This is a genomic window from Bacillus sp. LR--39, assembly GCF_053613335.1.
Genome location: NZ_JBSIOT010000018.1, coordinates 1 through 3,226, shown reverse-complemented (window position 1 = coordinate 3,226; position 3,226 = coordinate 1). Strand labels below are relative to the sequence as shown.

Here is a 3,226-nt window from a genome sequence, read left to right as displayed (position 1 = left end):
AACAAGAGGCTTATCTAAAAACTATAATGGTGGTTAAGCACCTTAAAAAAAACTCGTCAACGCTTTTTTCAACTTTTTTAGTTAAATGTATTACTAATCATCTCTCAAACCTATGCAAAAAAAAATCTGTTCATCAATATTTAGTATCTTCCGATGATTTTTTCGATCAAATAATGTCTTATGCTGATAAAGACAAATTTGAAAAAGTTGAAATTAGCGATATAAACCTATTTAATGCATTTTCTAATTTGTCAAGAAGAGAACAATTTATTTTAGAACAAACCTATTTTCAAGACCTAAGTGATAAAGAAATATCGGAAATTTCAAATATATCAGAACGAAATATAAAAGTTATTAGATGGAGAGCATTGAAAAAATTAAAGAAAATTTTATGTGTATAATGTATTTAATTACCCCACAACAGAATAGAGTGTGGGGTAATCTTTTTAAAACTCTTATAGAGATACTGATGAAGACTGTTGTTCTAAGTAAAAAGGTCCTGAAACAGTTATTGTTTGATCTAAAGCTTTTATAAGGTTAATTAAATCGAATAATGCACTAAGAGATCTACCTTTTTTCTTATGAATTTCAGGGAGTGTAATATTAACTGTGTAAGTAAGGAATGCGTACGGTTCCTTACTCACACAGTTTTTTATTTGATAGAATAATAAGTATAAAGCTAAAGGAGTGGTTTCAGTGGGGAAATTGAAAAGAGATCCGAACTCCGTAGAATTAGCTAACAAGATTATCGAACAGTATCAGCCTAAATCAGTAGAAGATATGCAAGAAGCATTAAAAGACATATTTGGTCCCATGTTTGAGTCAATGCTAAAAGGTGAAATGAATCACCATTTGGGCTATGAATCCAATGACAAGGGAGAAAAAGAAACAAGAAATAGAAGAAATGGATATGGCAAAAAGATCGTGAAAACAACGGCAGGAGAAGTTGAAATTGCAGTCCCCCGTGATCGTGATGGTTCATTTGAACCGCAGTTGATTCCAAAGCGTAAAAGAGATGTATCCTCTATAGAGGATAAGGTCATTTCGATGTATGCCAGAGGAATGTCACAACGAGACATTTCTTCCACGATAGAAGACATCTATGGCTTTTCTGTATCTCATGAAATGGTATCCGACATTACGGATACTGTACTTCCTAATTTAGAAGAGTGGCAAAATCGTCCCTTAAGTAACTGTTACCCTTTTGTGTTTGTCGATTGTCTTTACACAACCATTCGTAATGACTATGAAACGAAGAAGTATGCCGTTTACACAATACTAGGATATACCATAGAAGGTAAAAAGGACATTCTAGGTTTGTGGTTGAATGAAACGGAAAGTAAACATAAATGGATGCAAATTTTTGATGAAATCAAATCTCGTGGTGTAGAAGATATCTTCTTTCTCTCAATGGATGGCGTTAGTGGTCTGGAAGAAGGAGCACGTGCGATTTTTCCTGATGTGACCGTACAGAGATGTATTGTTCATTTAATTCGAAATTCGATTAAGTATATACCAAGTAAAGACTACAAGCCTTTTACTGCTGCCTTAAAGAAAGTGTATGGAGCTCCAAGCCTTAAGGCTTGTCACAGTGCATTTGAATCTTTTGAAAAGCAGTGGTCTACGTACCCTGGAGCTGTAGACGTATGGAAACGAAACTTTTCTCATGTGGAACAACTTTTCGATTATGGTGGTAATATTCGTAAAATCATGTACACTACAAATGCCGTTGAAAGTATCCACTCTAGCTTTCGAAAAGTCACGAAAAAAGGAGCATTCCCCCATGAGAATGCCCTATTAAAAATATTGTTTTTACGAACAAAAGAATTAGAAAAGAAATGGGATGGTGGACGCATCCAGCAATGGGCTATGGTCATGAATCAACTATTAGTTCATGACCACCTAAAGGAACGTGTGAAGAAATATCTAGAATAACTTACACACTTTTCTTGACAAGCCCCAAGAAGAATGGGCAGCCATATGCCGTGGTCGACAATATATTAGATCGGAACTTTCAGTCTGATCATCCTCTTGAAAAACTAGTAACAGACATCACGTATTTGCCTTATGGACAGAAACAATTGTACCTTTCCAGTATATTGGATGTATATAATGGAGAAGTGATTGCTTTTACGATTGGAGATAAGCAGGACACAGACTTTGTCTTACACACACTTGATCAACTGCCAACACTGCCTGAGAACTGCGTGTTACATAGTGACCAAGGATCTGTGTATACATCTTACGAGTATCAGAAAGCTGTTAAAACAAAAGGCATTACCATGAGCATGTCCCGCAAAGGGACACCCGCTGATAATGCCTCCATCGAATCGTTTCATTCCTCACTAAAGTCTGAAACGTTCTATCTTAACAGCATTGATCGAACCACGACCGCCATCGTAGAACGCACTGTCATAGAATACATTCATTATTATAACAATATTCGTATTCAAACGAAACTAAACAACCAATCACCGATAAATTATCGGCAATTGGCTGTTTAAAAGGTGTTTTGATCCCTGTCTCAAAAACGGGGGTCAGTCCCATCGCACTCGGGTTTTCTTTTTTTATTTTGCCGCCTCTTCAATAATGGCAACAACCATTTCTGCCGTTTTAACGAGCTCTTCGATCGGCATTTTTTCATTTTTTGTATGGATTTGCTCATAACCGACAGCAAGATTGACCGTCGGGATGCCATGACCAGCGATTACGTTCGCGTCGCTTCCGCCGCCGCTCGTTTGCAGCTCGCTTGGACGTCCGATTTTAGCAGCCGCTTTTTTCGCGATTTCAACAACTTGGTCGCCGTCTTGATATTTAAAGCCCGGATACATAACCTCAATTTCGACTTCTGCGCGTCCGCCCATATCAGCAGCTGCCTCTTCAAAAGCAGCTTTCATTTTTTGAACCTGAGCTTCCATTTTCTCAGGAACTAAAGAGCGCGCTTCAGCAAGAATATGAACTTCGTCGCACACAATGTTTGTTTGTGTGCCGCCTTCAAACCGGCCGATATTAGCTGTTGTTTCTTCATCGATACGGCCCAATGGCATTTTTGAAATGGCTTTGCTAGCGATTGTAATCGCTGAAATGCCTTTTTCAGGTTCAACCCCGGCGTGCGCGGTTTTCCCGAAAATTGCCGCTCTTACCTTCGCCTGTGTCGGCGCGGCCACAATAATATTTCCGACTTTTCCGTCTGAATCAAGAGCATAGCCGTAGGATGCAGTGATCA

Annotated in this window: 3 protein-coding genes and 1 pseudogene; 3 read left to right on the top strand and 1 reads right to left on the bottom strand. The window is 38.4% G+C overall.

The genetic code is table 11. The features are described 5' to 3' along the window. The 3 genes and pseudogenes from ACWHAR_RS19560 to ACWHAR_RS19550 all read left to right on the top strand — a co-directional run. On the top strand, window positions 1–401 hold a 401-nt coding region (locus ACWHAR_RS19560; RefSeq protein ID WP_452087581.1), incomplete at its 5' end, for an RNA polymerase sigma factor. A gap of 286 nt (window positions 402–687) precedes the next feature. Next, window positions 688–1,935 (top strand): IS256-like element ISBsu2 family transposase, encoded by a 1,248-nt coding sequence (locus ACWHAR_RS19555; protein ID WP_031600262.1) that lies wholly within the window; start codon window positions 688–690, stop codon window positions 1,933–1,935. A gap of 26 nt (window positions 1,936–1,961) precedes the next feature. Continuing rightward, window positions 1,962–2,504: pseudogene (locus ACWHAR_RS19550) on the top strand (IS3 family transposase); the annotation flags it as partial. Window positions 2,505–2,567: 63 nt separating this feature from the next. Here the strand turns inward: ACWHAR_RS19550 and ACWHAR_RS19545 are convergent. Next, window positions 2,568–3,226 (bottom strand): M20/M25/M40 family metallo-hydrolase (locus ACWHAR_RS19545; protein WP_452087580.1); only part of this gene is annotated, 659 nt, incomplete at its 5' end.